This window comes from Methylocystis sp. (assembly GCF_021731785.1).
Lineage (GTDB): Bacteria > Pseudomonadota > Alphaproteobacteria > Rhizobiales > Beijerinckiaceae > Methylocystis.
Map to the genome: position 1 here is coordinate 58967 of NZ_JAKFWS010000012.1, position 22991 is coordinate 81957.

16 protein-coding genes are annotated in these 22991 nt (G+C 65.1%); 11 read left to right on the top strand and 5 right to left on the bottom strand.

The window, feature by feature from the left end:
• Window positions 1-5 precede the first annotated feature (5 nt).
• The 9 genes from cobN to QZ964_RS02415 are packed head-to-tail and all read left to right on the top strand — an operon-like array spanning window position 6 to window position 10661.
• Window positions 6-3494, top strand: coding sequence for a cobaltochelatase subunit CobN (gene cobN / locus QZ964_RS02375; RefSeq protein WP_292528453.1), 3489 nt, complete (start codon window positions 6-8; stop codon window positions 3492-3494).
• Window positions 3478-4758, top strand: coding sequence for a precorrin-3B synthase (gene cobG / locus QZ964_RS02380; protein WP_292528455.1), 1281 nt, complete (start codon window positions 3478-3480; stop codon window positions 4756-4758). The genes cobN and cobG overlap by 17 nt, the downstream gene beginning before the upstream one ends.
• On the top strand, window positions 4755-5387 hold the full coding sequence (locus QZ964_RS02385; RefSeq protein WP_292528457.1) for a precorrin-8X methylmutase: 633 nt from the start codon (window positions 4755-4757) through the stop codon (window positions 5385-5387). The genes cobG and QZ964_RS02385 overlap by 4 nt, the downstream gene beginning before the upstream one ends.
• Complete coding sequence (locus QZ964_RS02390; RefSeq protein ID WP_292528460.1) at window positions 5384-6148, top strand: precorrin-2 C(20)-methyltransferase; 765 nt, start codon at window positions 5384-5386, stop codon at window positions 6146-6148. The genes QZ964_RS02385 and QZ964_RS02390 overlap by 4 nt, the downstream gene beginning before the upstream one ends.
• On the top strand, window positions 6145-6897 hold the full coding sequence (gene cobJ / locus QZ964_RS02395; protein WP_292528461.1) for a precorrin-3B C(17)-methyltransferase: 753 nt from the start codon (window positions 6145-6147) through the stop codon (window positions 6895-6897). The genes QZ964_RS02390 and cobJ overlap by 4 nt, the downstream gene beginning before the upstream one ends.
• Window positions 6894-8096 carry a precorrin-6y C5,15-methyltransferase (decarboxylating) subunit CbiE gene (gene cbiE / locus QZ964_RS02400; RefSeq protein WP_292528463.1) on the top strand — a complete coding sequence of 401 codons (1203 nt, stop codon included), beginning with the start codon at window positions 6894-6896 and terminating at the stop codon, window positions 8094-8096. The genes cobJ and cbiE overlap by 4 nt, the downstream gene beginning before the upstream one ends.
• Window positions 8075-8491: a cobalamin biosynthesis protein gene (locus QZ964_RS02405; RefSeq protein ID WP_292528465.1), complete on the top strand. Its 417-nt coding sequence runs from the start codon at window positions 8075-8077 to the stop codon at window positions 8489-8491. Before cbiE ends, QZ964_RS02405 begins: the two co-directional genes overlap by 22 nt.
• Window positions 8488-9252: a precorrin-4 C(11)-methyltransferase gene (gene cobM / locus QZ964_RS02410; RefSeq protein ID WP_292528467.1), complete on the top strand. Its 765-nt coding sequence runs from the start codon at window positions 8488-8490 to the stop codon at window positions 9250-9252. Before QZ964_RS02405 ends, cobM begins: the two co-directional genes overlap by 4 nt.
• Window positions 9249-10661 carry a cobyrinate a,c-diamide synthase gene (locus tag QZ964_RS02415; protein ID WP_292528468.1) on the top strand — a complete coding sequence of 471 codons (1413 nt, stop codon included), beginning with the start codon at window positions 9249-9251 and terminating at the stop codon, window positions 10659-10661. Before cobM ends, QZ964_RS02415 begins: the two co-directional genes overlap by 4 nt.
• A 237-nt stretch (window positions 10662-10898) precedes the next feature.
• On the opposite strand, the gene QZ964_RS02420 is transcribed toward QZ964_RS02415, so the two are convergent.
• Together QZ964_RS02420 and QZ964_RS02425 are read right to left on the bottom strand one after the other, a co-directional pair.
• Window positions 10899-12146 carry a murein L,D-transpeptidase family protein gene (locus QZ964_RS02420; protein ID WP_292528470.1) on the bottom strand — a complete coding sequence of 416 codons (1248 nt, stop codon included), beginning with the start codon at window positions 12144-12146 and terminating at the stop codon, window positions 10899-10901.
• 159 nt (window positions 12147-12305) lie between these two features.
• Complete coding sequence (locus QZ964_RS02425) at window positions 12306-13271, bottom strand: acetyl-CoA carboxylase carboxyltransferase subunit alpha (protein ID WP_292528472.1); 966 nt, start codon at window positions 13269-13271, stop codon at window positions 12306-12308.
• A 173-nt stretch (window positions 13272-13444) separates the two neighbouring features.
• Here QZ964_RS02425 and QZ964_RS02430 point away from each other — a divergent pair, with 173 nt between their 5' ends.
• Window positions 13445-14323: an alpha/beta hydrolase gene (locus tag QZ964_RS02430; RefSeq protein WP_292528474.1), complete on the top strand. Its 879-nt coding sequence runs from the start codon at window positions 13445-13447 to the stop codon at window positions 14321-14323.
• A 24-nt stretch (window positions 14324-14347) separates the two neighbouring features.
• Here QZ964_RS02430 and QZ964_RS02435 read toward each other — a convergent pair whose 3' ends face one another.
• The 3 genes from QZ964_RS02435 to QZ964_RS02445 all read right to left on the bottom strand — a co-directional run bounded on the left by QZ964_RS02435 (window position 14348) and on the right by QZ964_RS02445 (window position 20190).
• On the bottom strand, window positions 14348-15499 hold the full coding sequence (locus QZ964_RS02435) for a TolC family protein (protein WP_292528475.1): 1152 nt from the start codon (window positions 15497-15499) through the stop codon (window positions 14348-14350).
• 215 nt (window positions 15500-15714) lie between these two features.
• Window positions 15715-18861: a CusA/CzcA family heavy metal efflux RND transporter gene (locus QZ964_RS02440; protein WP_292528477.1), complete on the bottom strand. Its 3147-nt coding sequence runs from the start codon at window positions 18859-18861 to the stop codon at window positions 15715-15717.
• Window positions 18862-18870: 9 nt separating this feature from the next.
• A complete protein-coding gene (locus tag QZ964_RS02445) occupies window positions 18871-20190 on the bottom strand; it encodes an efflux RND transporter periplasmic adaptor subunit (RefSeq protein ID WP_292528479.1) in 1320 nt (439 codons plus the stop codon).
• Between the two features lie 137 nt (window positions 20191-20327).
• Here QZ964_RS02445 and pepN point away from each other — a divergent pair, with 137 nt between their 5' ends.
• A complete protein-coding gene (gene pepN, locus QZ964_RS02450) occupies window positions 20328-22964 on the top strand; it encodes an aminopeptidase N (RefSeq protein ID WP_292528481.1) in 2637 nt (878 codons plus the stop codon).
• Window positions 22965-22991 lie beyond the last annotated feature (27 nt).

The following is a 22991-nucleotide window of genomic DNA, read 5'->3' on the forward strand; positions in this document are numbered from 1 at the left end:
GCGCCATGCATCTTCTCCCGCGCGATCTCCACAGTCTCGACGACGCCGGCGCGGCAGTCGACCTTGGGCAATCTCCCGCCGAAATCGTATTTCTGTCCTTTTCGGATTCCGAGCTGCGCCTGCTGGCGCGGCTCTATGAGCAACGGTCCGCGATACTTCCAAGCCTGCGCTGCGCGTCGCTGGCGCAGTTGAAGCACCCCTATTCCGTCGATCTTTATCTCGACACTGTCGCGCGACATGCGCGGCTGATCGTCGTGCGGCTGCTCGGCGGCAAGGACTATTGGGCGTATGGCGTCGAGCAACTGGAGGCGCTCGCGCGCGCGAAGAAAATCGCGCTCGCGATCACACCCGGCGACGCTCATGACGACGCGCGCCTGCAGCACGCTTCAACGCTCGATAACGCGACGCTCAATCGGATCTGGCGGTTCTTTCAGGATGGCGGTCCCGACAATCTTCGTTCCTTCCTCGGCCATGCCGCGACTCTCGCCGGCCATCCAGCGCAGTGGCGCGAGAGCGTTCCCGTGGCCAACGCCGGGCGATTCGCCGCCGCCTGCCGCGCCGACGGCGCGTTGCGGACGACGATCGTCTTCTATCGTGCGATGTTCCTCGCGGATGACGCCGCGCCGATCGTCGCGCTCGCCGACGCGCTGGCCGAGCGCGGATTTGCGGTCGAGACGATTTATGTGGCGAGCCTGAAAGAGGCCGAGAGCGAAGCCTTTGTGTCACGCGCGCTCGAGACCTTCGCGCCCGACGTCATCCTCAACGCCACCGCCTTTTCGGCGCGTCGCGACAAGGGAAGCGTGCTCGATCTTGCAGATGCGCCGGTGCTGCAGGTCGCTCTCGCGACCTCTTCGCGCGAAGCTTGGGAAGCTTCGACGCGTGGAGCGAACGGCGCCGATCTCGCGATGAATGTCGTCTTGCCGGAAGTCGACGGACGCATCTTCACACGCGCGATTTCCTTCAAGGAGGAAGCGCCGCTGCGTCTTGCGGCGGAGTTCAGCGAAACGCGCCATGCGCCGGAGCGTTCGCGCATCGACTTCGTCGCAGAGCTCGCGTCGAACTGGGCGCGGTTGCGGCGCAAGCCCAATCAGGAAAAAAACCTCGCGCTCATTCTCTCCGACTATCCGGCGCGGCGCGGCCGCGGCGGCTACGCCATTGGCCTCGACGCGGAGGCGAGCGTGCAGGAGATCGTCTCGGCGCTAAGCGAGGCCGGGTATGACGTTGGCAATGATGCCGACAACGCGCTCCCCTCTCCCGAACTGAAGTCGGCTCTTGCCGACTTCAGCATGAATTGCGCAAACCGGGAACACCCGGTTTGCGTCGGGAGAGAGTGGCCTTGCGACGCAAGGTCGAGTGAGGGCCCTCATCCGTCGTCGCTCTGCGACGACTCCTTCTCCCGCCAGCGGGAGAAGGAGCGCGCGTCATCTTTGTTGCGATGCCTTGAAGATCAGAAGTTCGTCGTCAATTTTTCGCTCGACGACTATCTGGCGTTGCTCTCAACCCTTCCCACCGACTTCATCATAAGCGTCAGCGACGCATGGGGCGCGCCGCAGGATGACCCCGCCGTCGTCGACCGAGCCTTGCGCTTCTCCTGCGTTGAAGCCGGCAAGCTCGTCGTCGCTCTGCAGCCCGATCGGGGCGCGCGCACTGAGCGCTACGAGTCCTATCACGACGTGCAGCGGCCGCCGCGTCATGCCTATGTGGCCTTTTATCTCTGGCTGCGACATGTGCGAAAGATCGACGCGCTCATTCATCTCGGCGCGCATGGCACGCTCGAATGGCTTCCCGGCAAGTCGGTCATGCTGTCCGAGGCCTGCGCGCCGGAAGCGGTGCTCGGTCCGACGCCGCTCATCTATCCGTTCATCGTCAATGATCCCGGCGAAGCCGCGCAGGCGAAGCGCCGCGCCTGCGCGGTGACGATCGGCCATCTGACCCCGCCGCTTGTTAACGCCGAACTCTTCGACGCGGCGGCAAAGATCGAAACTCTGCTCGACGAATATGCGACCGCGAGCGCGCTCGACGCGCGTCGCGCGCGACTCATCGCCGGCGCCATCATCGACGAAGCCGAGCGCAGCGGGCTTGCATCAGAATGCGGCGTCTCGCGCGAGATGGAGATTGCCGAAACCTTGACGCGACTCGACGCCTGGATGTGCGATCTTAAGGAGATGCGCATCGGCGACGGACTGCATGTCTTCGGCCGCGCTCAAGAAATTTCAAACGCCGATCCCACGCGCGACGCCTGCGCGCGCGCCGAACGCGAGGCGCTTATCGCCGCGCTTGCAGGCCGCTTCATTGAGCCCGGGCCGGCCGGCGCGCCGTCGCGCGGGCGCGCCGACGTCCTGCCGACGGGCCGCAATCTCTATTGCATCGATCCACGCCATGCGCCGACGCAGACCGCCTATGACATCGGCCGCCGCGCCGCCGCCGAGATAATGACGCGCCATGCGCAGCAGCATGGCGAATTCCCGCGCCACATTATGCTCGACCTGTGGGGCAGCGCAACGATCCGCACCGGCGGTGAGGATTTCGCACAAGCGCTTGCGCTCCTCGGCGTCGCGCCGCGCTGGGACGACGCCAGCGCGCGGGTCATCGGCTTTGAAATTCTGCCGCAGGCGCGACTCGACTTTCCGCGCGTCGACGTAACCCTGCAAATCTCGGGGCTGTTCCGCGACATGTTCGGAAATCTTGTCGCGCTTTTCGACGACGCCGTGCGCGCCGTCGCGGCGCTCGATGAAGACTCTGGCTTCAATCCACTGAAGGCGGCAGACGATCTGCGCCGCGTCTTCGGCGCCGCTGACGGAACTTACGGCCTTGGCGTGAGCGATCGCGTGCTGCGCGGCGAATGGTCGGACCGCGACGATCTGGGGCGCGCGTATCTTTCCGCCGCGAGTCACGCCTATGATCGCGCCGGCGAGAGCCAAGAGGCTGTCGCGGCGTTCAGCGCGCGCGTCGCCGCAGCCGATGCGCATGTCCATGTTCAGGACATGGCGGAGGTCGATGTTCTGATCGGACCTGCCTTCGCCGATTACGAGGGCGGCTTCGCCGCCGCCAACGCCCTGCTCGGCGGCGACGCCGATCTCCTGCACCTCGATTCGACGCGACCCGAGCGGTTGCGAGTGCGCGCGCTTAAAGATGATATCGCGCGGGTTCTGCGCATGCGCCTCGCCAATCCGCGATGGTTGCAGGGCCAGATGCGGCACGGCCACCGCGGCGCCGGCGAGATTGCAGAGTCGATCGACAATCTCTATGCCTTCGCCGCGACAAGCGGCCTCATCAGCGAGGCGCAATTCGACCTCGCTTTTGACGCCACCTTGGGCGATGATGCCACACGCGATTTTCTTGCCGCAGAGAATCCCCGCGCGCTGGAGGCGGTGGCGCGCGCTTTTAGCGAGGCGCTCGCGCGCGGCTTATGGAAGACGCAGCGCAACAGCGTGCGCGACGCCTTAAGCGATATTGAGCGCCAAGAGGGAGGGCGTCTTGCAGACAGGGCCTGAAATCAAAGGCTGGTGTCCAGGCGCCTTTGCGCCGATGCCGAGCGGCGACGGCCTGCTGATCCGCGCCAAGGCGGTCGGCTCTCGCCTGACCGAGGCGCAGGCGCGCGAGATCGCATGCATCGCGGATAGCTGCGGCAACGGCCTTATCGACCTTTCGCAGCGCGCGCAACTGCAGCTACGCGGGATCAGCGAGTCGACGATCGCCCAAGCTCTGCAAAGGCTCGATGCGATCGGCATGCTCGCGCCGAATGTCGATGCGGAACGCGTCACGAATGTCATTGCGTCGCCGCTCGCCGGACTGGCGCCCGGCGCTTTCGACGCCAACGCCATGGCGGCGGAACTCGCCATCGAGCTGCAGCGAGACGCGACGCTGCGCGCGCTGCCGCCGAAATTTTTGTTCCTGCTCGATGATGGCGGCCCACTGTCGCTCGCCGAGGTCGAAGCCGACATCCGCATCGAAGCGGCTGCGAAGCGAGGGATCGCGATCCGTATCGCCGGCGTCCCCGATCGCGCCGTGTTCGTCGCCGCCAGCGGAACGCTCGACGCTGCGCTGCGTTTGGCGCGCGCCTTCGTGGAGCTGCGCGACCATCATGCAAGTAGCTTCAGGCGCGTCCGCACGCTGGTCGAGGCGCTCGGGGCCGACGCGCTGCCCCGCTCGGCCGGACTCGTGATGCGCGACTGCAAGGAAGCGCGCGCGCCTGCGCGATGGGCGCATGTTTTTGGCGCGCAACGCTGCGGCGCCGTCGCTTTCGCCGGCGTCGGCGCGCCTTTCGGCCGCTGGCGCGCAGACGAACTCGCGGCGGTCGCCGATCTTGCGGCGAGCGAGGGAACAGGCGAACTGCGCCTCACGCCATGGCGCGCCTTGCTGATCGTCACACGCAATGAAGCCGCAGCGCGACGCATCGTCTCGCGCGCAGACGACCATGACCTCATCACCTCGGCTGACGACCAGCGCCTCGCGGTCATCGCCTGTCCCGGCGCGCCGGAATGTCCCCAGGCGGTCGCCGAAACCCGCGCGCATGTCATGGATCTGGCGCCGCTTGCGCAAAAGATCGTCGGCGCTGACGGCGTCGGCCTGCATCTTTCCGGCTGCGCCAAAGGCTGCGCCCGGCAGAGCGCCTCGCCTGTCACGCTGCTTGCCAGCGCAGAGGGTTTCGATCTCATCGAAAATGGCGGCGCCGACTGCGCGCCGCGTTTCCGATCGCTCTCGTTCGAAGCCGTGATGCGCGAACTTTCCGTACGCGCAGCCAGAAGGCCGCAATGAACGCTCGTTTCGACTACATCCACGAGGGCGCACAGATTTATGCGCGCTCTTTTGCGACGATTCGCGCCGAGTCGAATCTGTCGCGATTCACGCCCGAGCAGGAAATGATCGCCGTGCGCATGATCCACGCCTGCGGCATGGTGGAGCTTGCCGACGACATCGAGTTCTCGCCCGATTTCGTGGCGGCGGCGCGCGACGCGCTGCGGAACGGCGCGCCTATTTTGTGCGACTCCAACATGGTCGCGCACGGCGTGACGCGTTCGCGCCTGCCCGCGGATAATCAGGTCGTCTGCACGCTGCTCGAACCGCACGTGCCGGCGCTCGCCGCCGAAATCGGCAACACGCGCAGCGCCGCGGCGCTGGAGCTGTGGCGCAATCGGCTTGAAGGCGCGGTGGTCGCCATCGGCAATGCGCCGACGGCGCTTTTCCGCCTTCTGGAAATGATCGACGAAGGCGCGCCGCCGCCGGCGGCGATCATCGGCATGCCGGTCGGTTTCGTCGGCGCGGCGGAATCGAAGGAAGCGCTGCGCCAAGACGCCCGCATTCCCTTCGTCATCGTCAAGGGGCGCAAGGGCGGCAGCGCGATGGCCGCCGCCGCGATCAATGCGCTTGCGAGCGAAAAGGAATGAACGCGCTCGCGTCGACATCGCGTGAAGGGGTCGCGGCGCTCGGGGCGCTGATCGGAGTCGGTCTCGGCCCCGGCGATCCGGAGCTTGTGACCGTCAAGGCCGCGCGCCTCATCGGCACCGCCAAAGTCGTCGCCTTTTTCGCCAAGCGCGGACGCGAAAGCCACGCGCGCGCGATCGCCGCGCCCTATCTCGCGCCGGGGTGCCAAGAGATTGCGCTGCTCTATCCGGTGACGACGGAGATTCCTTTCGATCAGCCGGAATATGTCTCGTCGCTTCAGCGCTTCTATGAAGATTGCGTGATGCGCATTCGGGCCGAGCTTGAAGCCGGTCGCGACGTAACGCTGCTCTGCGAAGGCGATCCGCTGCTCTACGGCTCCTTCATGCATATGTTCGCGCGGCTTGACGCGCGCTTTCGTATCGAGATTTGCGCTGGCGTGTCTGGCATGTCGGGATGTTTCGCCGCGGCGCGCCAGCCGATGGCCTGGGGCGACGACATTCTCACCGTTCTGCCGGCGACGCTCGACGAAGACAGACTTGCGTCCCGCCTCGCCGAAACCGACGCCGCGGTGGTGATGAAGCTTGGCGGCAATTTCGCCAAGCTGCGTCGCGCCATGACTCGCGCCGGCGTCATCGATCGCGCAATCTATGTCGAACGCGGCGCGATGCCGGGCGAGAAGATCATGCGCTTCGTCGACAAGCGCGACGACGAAGCGCCCTATTTCTCGATGGCGCTGGTGCCCGGGCGAGGCCGGCGCCCTTGAGCGGCGCGCTTTACATTGTCGGCTTGGGTCCGGCCGGCGCGCGCTGGTTGACTCACGAGGCGCAGGCGGCGCTCGACGAGGCGCAGGATATTATCGGCTATGCGCCCTACGTCGCGCGCGTGCCGGAGCGCGCAGGGCAGACGCGACTTGCAAGCGACAACCGCGTCGAAATTGATCGTGCCCAAGAGGCGCTGGCGCGCGCCGCGCAGGGCCGCCGCGTGGCCGTCGTTTCTGGCGGCGACCCCGGCGTCTTCGCGATGGCGGCGGCGGTGTTCGAAGCAGTCGATGGCGGACCGCGCCAATGGCGCGATCTCGACATTCACGTAATTCCCGGCGTGTCGGCGATGCAGGCGGCGGCGGCGCGGCTCGGCGCCCCGCTCGGCCATGACTTTTGCGCGATCTCGCTGTCCGACAATCTCAAGCCGTGGGAAGTCATCGCCAAGCGGCTCGAACATGCGGCGCAGGGCGATTTCGTCATCGCGCTTTACAATCCGGCGTCGCGCGCGCGGCCGACCCGCATCACTGACGCCTTCGCGCTGCTGCGTCGTCATCTTCCCGGCGAGACTTTTGTCGGTCTCGCAAAATCCGTCGGCCGCGAAAATGAGGAAATCATCCTGACGCGGCTCGACGAAGCCGAGGGCGACAAGGTCGACATGTCGACGCTCGTCGTCATCGGCGCCAGCGGCACGCGCCGCATTGCCCGCGAGGGCGCGCGCGACTGGGTCTATACGTCGCGGAAAGCGACATGAGCGCGCCGTGGCTGTCGCTGATCGGGCTGGGCGAAGACGGCGCCGACGCGCTGACGCCGGCGGCGCGCGCGCTCGTCGCCCAGGCCTCGTTGATCGTCGGCGGCGCCCGCCATCTCGCGATGATCGAAGCGCCCGCCGAGCGCCTGCAGTGGCCCTCGCCGCTGACCGACGCCATCCCGCGCATCCTTGCGCAGCGCGGCAGACCGACGGTCGTTCTCGCCTCGGGCGATCCTTTTTTCTACGGCGTCGGCAATCTCATCGGACGCCATGTCGCACGCGACGAGATTTTCTGCGTTCCGGCGCCATCGGCGTTTTCGCTCGCCGCCGCGCGGCTCAAATGGAGCCAGCAGGATTGCGCTCTGCTTTCGTTGCACGGCCGCGCGTTTGAGCGGGTGACGCCGCATTTGCAGCCGCGCGCACGAATTATCGCGCTCTCCTGGGACGAGTCGACGCCTGCGCGCCTTGCCCGCCATCTCGTCGAGCGCGGCATGGGCGGATCGCGCCTCTATGTGCTCGAGCGGCTCGGCGGCGCGGAGGAGCGGGTGCGCGACGCGCGCGCCGACGCATTCGCGCTCAATGACATTGCGCCGCTCAACACGGTCGCCCTTGAAGTGGAAGCCGACGGAGACGCGGCGGTCATTCCGCTTGCGCCGGGCTTGCCCGACGATTGGTTCGAGCATGACGGGCAGCTCACCAAGCGCGACATCCGCGCCGTGACGCTCTCGGCGCTCGCGCCGCGCAAAGGCGAAGTGCTGTGGGACATCGGCGCCGGCGCGGGCTCCATCGCCATCGAATGGATGTTGAGCGATATCTCATGCCGCGCCATCGCCATCGAGCGCGACGCCGCTCGCGCCGCGCGCATTACGCGCAACGCGCTGTCACTCGGCGTTCCGGATCTCAGCGTCGTCATTGGCGAAGCGCCGCAGGCGCTCGCCGAACTCGAGACGCCGCAGGCGATCTTCATCGGCGGCGGCGGCGACGAAGCGACGCTCGCCGCAGCCTGGAGTGCCCTGCCCCGTTTTGGGCGCATCGTCGTCAACGCCGTGACGATCGAGACGCAAGCGCTCCTCACCGACGCTTATCGCGAGAAAGGCGGCGAGTTGTTGCATCTGCAGTTTGCGCATGGGCGTCCGATCGGCCGCTTTCATGCGCTCGATCCGGCAATGGCGGTGACGCAATGGCGAGCGACAAAAAGATGAACGCGACATATGCCTTCGGGCTGGGCGCAAGACGCGGCGTCGCCGCGAATGATATTGTCGAACTCGTGCGCCGCGTCGCGATGACGTATGGCGTCGATCTCAGCGATGCGAGGCTTTGCGCGCTCGAAAGCAAGGCCGGGGAAGCCGGGCTGCACGAGGCCGCGCGCGAACTTGGGCTTGAACTCGTCTTTCTGCCGCTCGCCGAGTTGCGCGCCCGCAAGGCGACTGCGGCAACGCATTCGCCGCGCGTGCAGGCGATGTTCGGCGTCGGCAGCGTCGCCGAAGCCGCCGCGCTCGTCGGCGCCGGCGTGAACAGCCGTCTTGTCGCGCCGCGCATCACGACGCCGTTCGCCGCCTGCGCCCTGGCGAAACGCGGCGAAGAGGAAAGTTCATGACCGTGCATTTTATCGGCGCCGGTCCCGGCGCCGCCGATCTGCTCACTCTGCGCGGGCGCGATCTCATCGCGCGAAGTCCGGTGTGCCTTTACGCCGGCTCGCTGGTGCCTACCGGCGTGCTGGCGCATTGTCCACCGGACGCGCGCATTGTCGACACGGCGCCGCTGTCGCTCGACGATATCATCGCTGAGATGCAACAGGCGCATGGCGCCGGTCTCGACTTAGCGCGGCTGCATTCCGGCGATCTTTCGATCTGGAGCGCGGTCGGAGAGCAGATGCGCCGCCTCGACGCGCTCGACATTCCTTATACGATGACGCCCGGCGTCCCGGCCTTCGCGGCGGCGAGCGCGGCGTTGAAGCGCGAACTCACTTTGCCGGAAGTCGCGCAATCGCTGGTGCTGACCCGCACCTCGGGACGCGCCTCGTCAATGCCCGAGCGCGAAAGACTTGCGACATTCGCGCAGTCGGGCGCGACGCTCGCGATCCATCTCTCCATTCATGCGCTCGCGCGGGTCGTCGAAGAGCTGACGCCGTTTTACGGCGGCGGCTGTCCGGTTGCGCTCGTCTATCGCGCCTCCTGGCCCGACGAGCGCATTGTGCGCGGGACGCTCGCCGACATCGAAGCGCGCACAGCCGAGACGCCGATGGAGCGCACCGCGCTCATTCTCGTCGGACTGGCGCTCGCGAGCGAAGATTTCCGCGAAAGCGCGCTTTACGACGCGGACTATGATCGTCGCTTTCGGGCGAGAGGCGAAAGGTGAATACGCCCGGACTGCTGATCGGCGCGGCCCGCTCCTCATCGGGCAAGACGACGCTGACGCTCGGCCTGATGCGCGCGCTAAGGCGCCGCGGCTTGCGCGTCGCGCCGGTCAAATGCGGACCGGACTATATCGATCCAGCCTTTCACGCGGCGGCGACCGGCCGCGCCGGCGTCAATCTCGATTCGTGGGCGATGGATGCTGATGTGATCGCTGGTCTCGCGGCGCGGGCGAGCGCGGGCGCCGACATCGTGATCGCTGAAGGCGCGATGGGGCTCTTCGACGGCGCGCCCGGCGGGGCGGCGGGAATCGGCGCCAGCGCCGACATCGCCGCCTTGCTCGGCTGGCCGGTCGTACTTGTTCATGACGTTTCCGGCCAAGGTCAAACGGCGGCGGCGATTGTCCGCGGGATCGCTGGACACGACGCGCGCGTAAAGGTCGCTGGCGTCGTGTTGAATCGCGTCGGCTCGGAGCGCCATCGCAAACTCGCCGGCGAGGCGATCGAGGCGCTTGGCATTCGCGTGCTTGGCGCGCTGCCTCGCGACGAGAATATGGCGCTGCCCGAACGCCATCTCGGCCTGATCCAAGCGGGCGAAACGCCGGAGCTTGATGCGCGTCTCGACGCCCTCGCCGATTTCGTCGAAGCGCATGTGGATGTGGAGGCGATTGTCGCTTGCGCGACTTTCGCCGCAACAGGCGATGTCATTCCCGACGCTTCGAGCAAGCGAAGCGATCGGGAATCCAGCATGACGCCAGCGGCGCCTGTCGCGGCTCTGGATTCCCGATCGCCCGCTTCGCGGGCGTCGGGAATGACAAGCGTCGTGGCGACTCCGCCGCCCGCGCAGCGGATCGCGATCGCGCGCGACGACGCCTTTTCCTTCTTCTATCCGCATCTCGCGCAGAACTGGCGCGAGGCGGGGGCGGAACTCTATTTCTTTTCGCCGCTCGCCGATGAGGCGCCGCCCAGCGATTGCGATCTTTGCTGGCTGCCGGGCGGCTATCCGGAGCTGCACGCCGGCCGGCTGTCGGCGGCGCGAGTCTTCATGAATGGGTTGCGGCGTTTTGCTGACGGACGGTGGGTTCACGGCGAGTGCGGCGGCTATATGGTACTCGGCCGCTCGCTGACCGACGCTTCGGGCGAAGAGCATGAAATGGCGGGACTGCTCGAACTGGAAACGAGCTTCGCCAAGCGCAAGCTCCATCTGGGCTATCGCCACGCCGAATTGGCGGCGGACCACCCCTTAGGAGCGGCCGGCTTGCCCCTTCGCGGGCATGAATTTCACTATGCGACGATCCTGCGCGAAGAGGGCGCGCCATTCGCTCTGGCGCGCGACGCCTATAGCGACGACGCGCGCCCCGCCGGTCTGGCGCGCAACGGCGTTTCCGGCTCTTTTTTCCATCTGATGGCATAAAAAGGGCCGCCGGACGAACCAGCGGCCCAAGTCAAGGGAGGAAACGCCCAAGGAGGGCTACGAAGCGAGACAGCTCTCGCTGCGTTGCGCTGTTATATTGCTGCGCCGCACAAGCGTCAAGATTTTTTTGACACGGAAAAGCTTCAGCCAGGTCGGGCCCGCCGCTAAAAAGAAAACCGCACCGGAGGCGCGGTTTCAAGTTTGCTCGAACGCATTGAAATTTTAAGCGGATTTGCCCTAATGCGCGGCTGCCGATCTCCTGACGCCAATTGAGGCGGGCGGCATAGGGATATCGCTCGCCGATGCGTCCCTATGCGGGCGCAACCATTTTTTCACGCTATTGGTCGGGCTCGGGTCTGAAGCGGCGAGCGCGGACATATCATTTCGGTCGCCATGCGCCGTCGCCATCGCCATGACGCGCACGGCGTGCCGGCTGTCGTCGACGGCCTTCGCCGCCGCCAAGATCGCGACCGGCGGTTTGGCGGCAGGCGCGGCCGCCGTTTTCCCGACGCTTCGGCTTGGTTTCTCGTCGAGGACGATTTCGGTCGGCGGGAGGATCGTCTCCGGCCGGCTGACCTCGGAGACTCGCGACGCAAAGCTCGGATGCTGGCCGCCATCCTGGTAAACGACCCGCACCGGCCTCACGCCGTTTTGTGCGAGTTCGGCGACCTTAGCCTCGTCCTGCGCGCGCTTCTCGGCCACCGCCTGAGCGATCTGTGGATCCTGCTTCAGCGGCGGGCAGACGGCGTTGGGATCGAGATGCGCGGCGCCGTCCGCGTTGAACACATAGCGCCGGTTGCAAAAGGCGACCTGCGGCTCCTGCAGGGTCACCTCGAAATGGTCGGAGCCTTCCTTAAGCTGCTTCCAGAAATCGATATTGGGATCGAGACGATGCTTGGCGAGATTTTCCGCCGTCATCTTAAAGGGGAAGGACTGCATCTGGATTGCGCGCTGGCCGCCGGCGAGCGAGGAGCGAGCGACGGCGTAGATTTCGGCGATCTGATTGTCGGTCATGGAAAAGCAGCCGGCCGACGAGCAGGCGCCATGCACCATGATGTCGCCGCCTGTGTGCCCCAGGGCGCGGTCGAGCGCGTTCGGATAGCCGACGTTGAACGACAGATAATAGTTCGAATTCGGATTCATCTGCGCCGGGCCGATCGAATAAAAGCCCTCGGGCGCCTGGCGATCGCCCTGTTGGCGCTTGGGTCCAAGCTGGCCAGACCAGCGGCACATCGGATAGGTCTTAAGATGGACATAGCGGCCATCGGACCGCATCTTCCAGATTTCGAGTTCCGCCTCCTTCTTGTAGGCGCGGATGAGCATCGGCGCTTCCTTGGTCGTGCCGACCCGTTCCATCAAGGCGACGGTCTCGGAGGGGATCGGCGCGAGCGAGCGATGCGCCAGACCGCTTTGATTGCAGCCCGAAAGCGCGAGGCCGGCCAAAGCGGCAAGCCCGAGAGCCGGCGCTATGCCATGAAATTTCATCCTGTCCCCTCTGACGGCGCTGGCGCCGCGCCGCGATTGCTTCGAAAGCGAAGCCGCCGCGCGAAACCACGGAAAACCAACAATGGGACAAGAACGTGTCCGAATCAGCATGAGTTCGGCGGGTATCAGCCTGTAAAGACGAATCTTTCGGGATTTACGTTAACGCTTATCTTCGAGTTTCCGGCCTATGGCCAAAAATTTTTCGGCGCGGGCTTGTTTCAGCTGCTCCCGCGAAAAATTCGCCAGGTCCGCGAGCTCCCTGGCGAGCGCTTCTCCCACCGCGCCGATGGCCGCCGCCGGATCGCGATGCGCCCCGCCCGGGGGCTCCGTCACGATCAGATCGATGATGCCGAATTTCAACAGATCCTGCGCCGTGATCTTCATGCTCGTCGCCGCTTCCTGCGCCTTGCCGGAGTCGCGCCAAAGGATCGAGGCCGAAGCTTCGGGCGACGCCACGGTGTAGACTGAGTGCTCGAGCATCAGCACCTTGTTGGCGGCGGCGATCGCGATTGCGCCGCCGGAGCCGCCCTCGCCAACCACCACTGCGACATTGGGCACGCCAAGCGAGAGAGACACGTCGGTGGAGCGGGCGATCGCTTCAGCCTGGCCGCGCTCTTCGGCGTCGATGCCGGGAAAAGCGCCGGCCGTGTCGACGAGCGAGACCACCGGCAAGCCGAAGCGGTCGGCAAGCTCCATCAGGCGGACCGCTTTGCGATAACCCTCTGGCCGCGCCATGCCGAAATTGTGATGCAGGCGGCCGGCCGTATCCGAGCCCTTCTCCTGGCCGATGACGCAAATCGGCTCGCCCCGAAAGCGCCCGAAGCCGCCGACGATCGCCGCGTCCTCTCCGAATAGCCTGTCGCCGGCGAGCGGGGTGAACTCGTCGACGAGCTGCTGAACGTAATCGGAAAAATGCGGACGCTGCGGATGCCTTGCGACCTGAATCTTTTGCCAGGGGGTAAGGCCGGCATAGAGATCGGCGAGCGCCTTGGCGGCTTTCGCCTGGAGCTTATTGAGCTCCTCGCCGATCGACACGGCCTCGCCGTTTTCAGCCAGCGCACGTAGCTCGTCCACCTTGGTTTCGAGTTCGGCGACCGGCTTTTCAAAATCGAGATAGGAGCGCATTGAGTGGGCGATTTTCCTTGGCCGAGAGACCTCTTGCAGGCGCGCGCAAACTCGCCGCAACCGGACCTTAAGTCAAGGAAGGGAAAGCGCCGGCGGCGCAGTTGCGCTGCGAGCCTCATGCGGTAATTGTGGCGGACGAACTGGGCGGTGTCACAGGCAGGAATGGTCGCTCCATGGCGTCTTCGCACGAGCCGATTAGCCGATTCATGCGCGCCGCCGACGGCCTGCGCTTGCATTATCTCGACTATCCAGCGCCGGCGGGCGGCGGAGAACGGCTGCCGGTCGTCTGTCTGCCGGGGCTTGCCCGTTCGGCCGACGATTTCGACCGCATCGCCAGAGCGCTGCAAGCCGACGGCCGGCGCGTCGCAGCTCTCGACTATCGCGGGCGCGGCCGGTCGGATTGGGATCAGGACTGGCGCCGCTACGATTTTAACGTCGAGCAAGGGGACATCGCGGCTCAACTCGCCGACGCCGTAATCGCGCAAGCGGTCTTTATCGGCACGTCGCGCGGCGGTCTGCACACGATGCGTATCGCGGCGCGGCGGCCGGGAGTCGTTCGCGCCGCCGTGCTCAACGACATCGGACCGAAGATCGAACACGCCGGCTTGCTTCGCATCAAGCGCTATGTCGGGAAGCTGCCGCCGATCCCCTCGATGCGCGAGGCGATCGCCCTGATGCGAATGACGGCGGGCGTCGATTTTTCCGGCGTGTCGCCGCAGGAATGGGACGACTACGCGCGTCTCACCTTCATCGAGAAAGATGGGAAGGTTCTGCTGCGCTACGATCCGGAACTGTCGCATACGCTCGACTCTGTCGAGCCCGACGTTCCTCCCGAGGAACATTGGGACGACTTCGCAGCCCTGTCGGACGTTGCAATGCTCGTCATCCGTGGCGCGAACTCGGATATTCTCTCGCCCGAGGTCTTCGCCGAGATGGCAAGGCGCGCGCCACGCCTGGAGCAGGCGGTGGTCGAAGGCCAGGGCCATGCGCCGCTGCTGCTCGATCAGCCGACGATTTCGCGCATCGCCGATTTCGTGCGCAAATGTCCTTAGACGTCGCGGCGCGGGTTGATTGCGTTAAGGGGCGTAACCCTGGGCCTGATTGAGCCTGGAGATCGCGACGCCAACGTTGATCTCGGCGTTCGCCTGCATGCGTTGCGCCTCGAGTTGAATCTGGCGCACGCGATAAAGGTCGAAGGCGCTGATCTCGCCGAGCTTGAACGCTTTGCGCGACAGTTCGAACTGATCGTTGGCGACGGTGAGACGGCTGTTGGCCAGTTTAGCCGCGCGCTGCGCCGCCGCCAGCGTTTCGCGCGCCGCATTTATTTCCGCCAACACGACTCGCTTGGCGCGCTCATATTCGGCTGTGGCGCGATCCATCTCGGCGAGCGCTTCGGCGCGTCTCGGCTCGTTTCGCCCGAGGGTCGGCAGAGGAATGCGTATGCGGACGCCCAGGGTGGTCGCATCCGTGCGTTGGTTGGTGATACGCTCAGAAGGATCGAGCGAACGGTCGGTCGCATACTGATCATTATGCTCTTGCCGGCCGAAAATGCCGATCTCCGGGCTGTCGATGGGCGTCGCGTCGACAAGTTCCGCCTGGGCGCGCGCGCGGGCAAGCGCCGCAAGGGGCGTGCGCAGCGCTGGGTGCTCCTCAATGTCGATGGGCGGCCGCGCCGACTCCAGCGCGCCCTCGGGCGGCGCGCCGCCTGTCAAGGACAGGTAGGTGATCCGCGCGACTTTTACTGCGCCCTCGGACTGCGCCAGCTCCGTTTCGGCGGCGAGCGTTTCATTCTTTGCGAGCAGCGCATCGGCCTGGGCGGCGTCGCCAAGCTCGACGCGACGAGTCATGTCCGCGCCGATGTCGCGCGCGGTGGCGACGCGATTTCGCGCCACCGACACATCGCGCGCCGCGCGCTGCGCGGTCCACCACGCGTCGCGCAAAACCCCGGCGACTTCCAGTCGGCGAAGCGCCAAGCGCTCTTCCACCTCCAAGAGACCGGTGGTGACCGTGCCCGCGAAGGCGTCCCGCTGTCCAGGCAGCCACAACGGCATGCCGGCCTCAAGCTCGGTTTCATTGTAATTGCGTAAATTGCCGGCGGCCGAGTTACGCTGATAGCCTGCGACGTAAGGCGAGCCTGGCGTGAGCGAATTGGCCGTCGCATAGCGCGCCGAGATAGCGCGAAACTGCGCTTCGAGCGAACGGCTCTGCGCATCAATCAAGACAGCCATCTCAAGATGTTTCGCCAAAACGCCGCCGCTTCGCTTGGTCGACGCCTTAACACGAGCTTTCTTGGGCGATCTCTGAGACGCTGTCTTCGGCGACGGTTTGACCGAAGCTGTGATGTGCGTCTCGGGCGAATCTTCCTGCTCCTGCGCGGAGACGCTCGCCTCGAAAAGCAAAGCGAATGCAAACAAGAAGATTGCAGCGAGAACCGCGCTCGGCCTCATGCGCGAGCGTCCTCCCGCGGGCGCGTCGCCATGGCCCGACGCATCGCGCGCGCACTGAACTTCTGGCGGACGACCATGCCGATGTTAGCGGTTCGATCATAGAGGATTGGCAGCAGAATTAGGGTCAACACTGTGGCGGATATGAGCCCGCCGATGACGACCACCGCAAGCGGACGCTGGATCTCGGCGCCCGGCCCATGCGCGAACAAGAACGGAATCAAGCCAAAGGCGGCGATCGTCGCGGTGAGCAACACGGGCCGCATGCGCCGGCGCGCGCCCTCTAACACCGCTTCGCGCGTGGTGCGCGTGCCTTCGGAGACGAGCTTGTTGATGTAGGAGATGAGCACGACGCCATTGAGCACGGCGATGCCGACAAGCGCGATAAAGCCGACCGACGAAGGCACCGACATGAATTCTCCCGAAAGCCACAGACCCAAAATGCCGCCGATCGCCGCGAAGGGCACGTTGCAGAACACCAGCGTCGCCTGTAGCACCGAGTTGAAGGTCAGATAAAGCAAGAGGAAAATCAGCGCCATCGCAATCGGCACGACGATCGCCAGTCGCGCCGAAGCGCGCTGCTGGTTTTCAAATTGGCCGCCCCATTGATAGCGATATCCCGGCGGCGTCTTGACGTTTTTTGTGACAGCTTTTTTGGCTTCGTCGACGAATCCGACAAGATCGCGTCCAGTCACATTCGCCAGCACGGTGGCGAAGCGACGGCCTTCCTCGCGAATGATCTGGATCGGTCCGTTCTCGACGCGCACGTCGGCGAGTTGTGACAGTTCGACGACCTTGCCTTCGGACGAAACCATCGGCAGCCGCGCGAAGTCGACGGACGAGCGGCGCGAGATTTCCGAGCCGCGGATGACAAGCGGCGTGCGGATCGGCCCTTCCAGCACAATGCCGACCGGCTGGCCATCGACCCAGACGCGCAGCGCGTCCTGAATATCGCCGGCGTTGAGGCCAAAGCGCCCGGCAGCCAGCCGGTCGACGCGCGCCGTCAGATAGCGCATGCCATCGTTCTGCAGGCCGAACACGTCGCGCGCGCCCCTGATCTTGCGCAGGGTCGCCGCGACCTCACGGGTGAGGCGGTTCAGCTCATCGATATCGTCGCCGAAAATCTTGACGACGACGTCGCCCCGCGCGCCGATGATCATTTCTTGAACGCGCATGTCGATCGGCTGCGAAAAGGCGTAGGAAATGCCGGGCATGCTATCAAGCACGGCGCGAATCTCGCCCATCAGCCAATCTATATCCTTGCCGCGCCATTCGCTTTGCGGCGCAAGCGTCAGGAAATTATCGGTGTCGTTGAGGCCGACGGGATCGATGCCGAGCTCGTCAGCGCCGGCGCGGGCCATCATTCCCTTGACTTCCGGCACGCGCTCCATGATCGCGCGCTGAATCCGCATGTCGGTTTCCGCGGCCATATTGACGCTGATCGTCGGATGTTTGCGGATGGTGATGACTGGCGTGCCCTCGTTCATCACCGGCATGAAGGTCTGGCCGATGCGCGCATAGGCGGCAAAGGCGACGACAAGGCCAAGGACCGCGGCGCCGCCGACAATTAAGGGCTTGTCGAGCGCGCGCTTGAGCAGCGGCACATAAATCGCGGCGAGCTTGCGCACCAGCCAGGGCTCGTCGGCATGGCCGGGCTTCAGCAATGTCGCGCTGAGCGCCGGCACGACGGTGAGCGACAACACGAGCGCCGATCCGAGCGCGAAGGCGATGGTCAGCGCCACTGGCGCGAACAGTCGTCCCTCCAGCCCTTCGAGAGACAGCAGCGGCAGAAACACCGTGACGATGATGATGACGCCGGAGGTCAGCGGGACGGCGACCTCGCGAGTCGCCTCAAGCGTCATGAAGATGCGATCGGACAGACTGACGTCATGCGCGTTCGCCATCCGATGTTCGACGTTCTCCACGACGACGACCGCGCAATCGACCAGAAGGCCGATGGCGATCGCAAGGCCGCCGAGCGACATGATGTTGGCCGAGAGGCCCCACCAGCGCATGATGCCGAATGTCGACAGCGCGGCGAGCGGCAGAATAACCGACACGACGATCGCGGCGCGAAGATCGCCGAGGAACAGCACGAGCAGGATAACGACGAGGACGATCGCCTCGATCAGCACCTTCTGCACGGTCCAGACCGCTTTGCCGATCAATTCGCTGCGATCGTAGAAGATTTCGATCTTGGCGCCGTTTGGCAGAGTCGGCTCGATTTCGGCCAGTCGCGCCTTCACGCCATTGACGACCATGCGCGCGTCGGCGCCGCGAAGGCCGAGCACGAGACCCCACACCGCTTCGCCCTCGCCGTTGCGCACGACGACGCCGTTGCGCGGCAGTGCGCCATTGCGCACTTCGGCGATGTCGCCGACGCGGACGATGCCGGTGTCCCGCACGGCGATGACCACGGACCGTATCTCCTCGAGCGATCGCAGACGGCCTTCGGCGCGCACCAGCAACGCTTCCTCGCCATCGCGCACGCGCCCGGCGCCGTCGTTCTTATTATTGTTGGAAAGCGCCGACTGGAGCATCTCCACGGTGACGCCGCGGGACGCCATGGCGGCGGGGAACGGCGCGACTTCGAACGTGCGCACGAAGCCGCCCAGCACGTTGAGGTCGGCGACGCCGGGCAGGCCGCGGATGGCGGGACGTATCGTCCAGTCGAGCAGCGTGCGTTGCTCGGTCGGCGTGAGATCGCCGCCGACAATGGTGAACATCACCATCTCGCCAAGCGGCGTGACGATTGGCGCAAGGCCGCCGGAAACGCCGTCCGGCAACTGACTTTGCGCCTGCGCCAATCTCTCGTTGACCTGCGCGCGCGCCCAATAGATGTCCGTCCCTTCCGAAAATTCGAAGGTGATCAGCGTCACCGAATAACGCGTCGTCGAGCGCATGCGAATGAGGTTGGGAATGCCTTTCGCCGCAAGCTCGATCGGCACGGTGACCCGCGCCTCGAGTTCCTCCGGCGTGAGGCCCGGCGCGCGCATCGCGACCAGCACCTGCACCGGCGCGACATCCGGAAAGGCGTCGATCGGCAGCTTGAAATAACTGACCGCGCCCCAGGCGGCGAGACCGAGCGCGCCGAGAAAGACGAGCAGCCGCTGCTGAAGCGCGGCACGGATCAGCCTTTCAAGCATGGCGTGTCGTCACCTTTCGGCTTCGGCCAGTTCAGCGAGCAAGGTCAGCAGGCCGCGCGTCGCCACGCGCTCGCCGATTTTAAGCGCGCCCTGCACCGACGCGTACTGCGGCGTTTCGGAAAGTAGCGTTACAGGGGTCGCGACAAAGCCTTCGGGCGCACGTACAAACACCCAATTGTGGTTTTTAAAGTTTACCAGCGCGTCGGCGGAAACGCGCCACTGCGCCACGCCGCCGCCCGTAACGCGCAGGATCGCCTGTACCGCCTGGCCAGGACGCAGCGAGCTGCGTCCCGGTCGAAACTCCGCCACGGCCGTAACCGACTGCGTCGCCGCATCGACCGTGCGGCCGATACGAATCAGCCTGCCGTCTACCCCCGCCGAAGGCAGATAGACGCGATCGACGTTGTCCAGCGTTGCGGCGCGGCCAAGAGGCACTTGCAGATTGACCCAAATAGGATCGAGCCGCGCAATGGTGACGAGAGGCGCCGAAGCCTGCACGCGCTCGCCCGTCGTTCCATGGCGCTGGAGGATGGTGCCGGAAATCGGCGCGCGCACGACGAGCGAGCTGGCAAGCTTTCGGTCGCGCTGAAGCGCCTCGATCTCCTGATCGGTCATCCCGGCAAGCGCGAGAATTTGCCGGCGCTCTTCGAGCGCCGAACGCGCCTGGGTCGCTTCGGCGCGCGTCACGATCAACCGGCGCTCGGCAATGATATGCTCCTTGAACAGCTGCTCGTCGCGCCGCAGTTTCTCGCCCGCGAGATTGGCGTCCGAAACAGCGTGCAGGAAAGCGCGCTGCGCCTCGACCAGCTCCGACGACTTCAATGTGGCGATCGGCGCGCCCTGCTTCACGTCCTCATCGACCGCGACAAGCAGGGTCTCGACAAGGCCGGCGGCCGGCGTGGCGACGATACGCAACTGCTGCGGCGGCACGGAGACGACTCCGGGCACGACAAGCTCGCCCATCCCCGACTCCGATTCGACGGGCTGAGTTTCGACGCCGGCGACGCGCATCTGGTCCTCTGTGATCTTCACGAGGATCGGCTGGACGTTGTTCTGAGTCTCGGCGGGCGCGCCTTGCGTGGCGGCGGCGCCAAAAGTCAGAAGGCCGCCGAAAGCGAGAAGGCGAAGAAAGGAAACAAGCGCCCGCCGCATGTGATTGATCATGAACCTTCGCTTTTCAGGCCGTCCGTCTGCTTCCGCTGTCGAGGCCAGCGGGATCGTTCTAGAGGCGAAGCGGCACACGCCAAAAGCGACGCGCGCAAACACGGCCACCGGATGCTCCGGGGCCGCGACGGCGCTGATTTTGCCCGGATGCGGCGACTGGCTCAAGGCAATTCGGCCTCCTGCCGGAGATTTTCCAGAAAAAACAGTCGCGCGCCAGTGTTTTCACTGGCTTCGGCCGTGGCCAATGAGCGCGCAGGTTCTATAATCATCGCAGAAACCGTCACTCGAGCCCTGAGGACGATATGCGTCATCCTTCGACCGCCGCGATTCGCCTCGCCGATTACCGTCCTGCCGATTTCGCCATCGATTCGGTCGAACTCGACTTCAAATTGCATCCGACACATACGCGAGTCGTCGCGCGACTGACGTTGCGCCGCAATCCGCCCGGCGATCCCGGCGCGCCGCTCGTGCTCGATGGCGACGATCTGACCCTGCTTGGCGTCAAGCTCGACGGCGCGACGCTTGTCCCTGGCGACTTTGAGGCGACGTCCGATCGTTTGACTCTCGCCAAGGTTCCCGACGCGCCCTTTACGCTCGAAATCGAAACCGAGCTCAATCCGAGCGGCAACACGCAGCTTTCGGGTCTTTATCGTTCCGGCTCGGCGTATTGCACGCAGTGCGAAGCGGAAGGGTTTCGCCGCATCACCTATTTTCTCGACAGGCCGGACGTGTTGAGCGTCTACACGACGCGCATCGAAGCCGACAAGAGCGACGCGCCGATCCTGCTGTCGAACGGCAATCCGGGAGAGCGCGGCGACATCGCCGGAACCGATCGCCACTACGCCGTTTGGCGCGATCCCTTCCGCAAACCCTCTTATCTCTTCGCGCTGGTTGGCGGCGACCTCGGCGTCGTGCGCGACAGTTTTACGACGATGTCGGGACGCAACGTCGCTCTGGCGATCTATGTCGAACACGGCAAGCAAGCGCGCGCCGGCTACGCGATGGAGGCGCTGAAGCGCTCGATGCGGTGGGACGAAGAGAAATTCGGCCGCGAATACGATCTCGACGTCTTCAACATCGTCGCCGTCTCGGACTTCAACATGGGCGCGATGGAGAACAAAGGCCTCAACATCTTCAATGACAAATATGTGCTCGCCTCTCCCGACACCGCGACCGATGGCGATTACGCCGGCATCGAAGGCGTCATCGCGCATGAATATTTCCACAATTGGACAGGCAATCGCATCACCTGCCGCGACTGGTTTCAGCTTTGCCTCAAAGAAGGCCTGACGGTATTCCGTGACCAGGAGTTTTCCGCGGACATGCGTTCGCGCGCCGTGGAGCGAATCGGCGACGTGCGCGGCCTGCGTCTCGCACAATTCCCCGAAGACGCGGGTCCGCTCGCGCATCCTGTGCGTCCAGATGTCTATCACGAGATCAACAATTTCTACACATCGACCGTTTACGAGAAAGGCGCGGAAATCATCCGCATGCTGAAAACGCTGATCGGCGACGAAACTTTTCGCCTCGGCATGGACCTCTATTTCGAACGCTTCGACGGGACGGCCGCGACGGTCGAAGATTTTCTTTCTTGCTTCGCCGCGGCGTCAGGCCGCGACCTGACGCAATTCGCGCTTTGGTACAGTCAGGCGGGCACCCCGGTCGTGACCGCCTCGGGCGACTATGACTCGACCGCCAAAACATTCGCGCTGAAACTCCGTCAGGAGACAGCGCCGACGCCGGGTCAAAGCGAGAAGAAGCCCGTCGTCATTCCGATCACCCTCGCGCTCTTTGGCGAGAATGGACAAAAACTCGATCTCGTCAGCGATAACGCGACGCCGGCTGAACGCGCCCGCGGCTTGATCGAACTCGACTCCGCCGAGCGCGTCATCCGTTTTCGCGACATCCCGTCGCGGCCGGTCGTTTCGCTTCTGCGCGGCTTTTCCGCGCCCGTGCGTCTCGAGCCTGCGCCCACGAGCGAGGATCTCGAGCGCTTGCTTGCCTTTGACGATGACTCGTTCAATCGCTGGCAGGCGTCGCAAAGTCTCGCGTTGCGGGCAATTTTCGGCCGGCTCGAAACCGGCGCGCTTGATGCGCAGGGGCTGGCCGAGGCGCTGCGATCGCTGCTGGCCAGGGCTGACGACGATCCGGCGCTTGTCGCGCAGGCGCTGTCGCTGCCATCGGACATCGACCTCGCGCGCGAAAAGGCGACCGACGTCGATCCCGACGTTCTGTTTGACGCGCGCATGGCGCTTCGCACCGAAATCGGCCGCTCGTTGGCTTTGGATCTCGACGCGATCTACGCGCGCTTTGCCGACGCCGGCGCCTATACGCCGGACGCTGCGAGCGCAGGCCGTCGCGCCCTTCGCAACGTGGCGCTCGATCTCCTGGCCGCGGGCGACTCCGAGAGAGGGCGGACGTTGGCCATGGCGCAGTTCGAGTCGGCAGGGAATATGACCGACAAGCTCGCTGCGCTCGCGACATTGGCGCTTCTGGGCGGCCATGCGCGCGAGGAGGCCTTCGCCCGCTTCTATGCGCAATACGCCGGAGACGCGCTCGTCATCGACAAATGGTTCTCACTGCAAGCGATGATTCCGGAAGAGGCGACGACGCAGCGCGTGTTGGGCTTGATGACCCATCGCGACTTCTCAATCGGCAATCCCAATCGTGTGCGGGCGCTGATCGGCGCCTTCGCCAACGGCAATCTCACCCGCTTTCACGCGCTGGACGGTTCCGGATACGAGTTGCTGACGAGCGTCGTGCTTCAAGTCGACCCGAAGAATCCGCAGATATCGGCCCGGCTGCTCTCGGCGTTGCGTTCCTGGCGCACGATGGAATCGCGACGACGCGACCTTATCGAGGCTCGGCTCAAACGCGTCGTCGCGCAGGAGAACCTCTCGGCCGACCTGCGCGACATCGCCACTCGGGCGCTCGGCTAAGGCCGTCGAAAAAAAAGTTTCGTTAAC